Here is a 347-nt window from a genome sequence, read left to right on the forward strand (position 1 = left end):
TGTAGCGATTGTCCCCTAAAAGCGAAATGCACCACAGCCAAGGGCAACCGGGAGATGGCCATCAGTCTGACCTATATGCGGCAAAAAAAACGACATGCGGGAACGACTGCGCAGCGAGGAAGGATACACTCTTTCCGTTCGGCGCATGACTGAGCCCGAGAGCGTGTTTGGACAAATAAAAAACAATCGGGGTTTCCGGAGGTTCCTGCTTCGCGGCTTGCAAAAAGTAAGCCTGGAGGTCGGGTGGCTTTGCCTTGCCCACAATCTGCTCAAAAAAGCCGCAATGACGGAAAAACGCAAAAGGGACGAAGCAGGATAAACCTCTGCTTCGTCCCTAGTCGTCGTGT

1 pseudogene is annotated in these 347 nt (G+C 52.7%); it reads left to right on the plus strand.

Annotated features, from left to right (window positions below):
• A pseudogene (locus tag QD47_RS34400) lies at positions 1-319 on the plus strand (transposase); the annotation flags it as partial.
• Between the last annotated feature and the right edge of the window lie 28 nt (positions 320-347).

This window comes from Paenibacillus terrae (assembly GCF_000943545.1).
GTDB classification, from domain to species: Bacteria; Bacillota; Bacilli; order Paenibacillales; family Paenibacillaceae; genus Paenibacillus; species Paenibacillus terrae_A.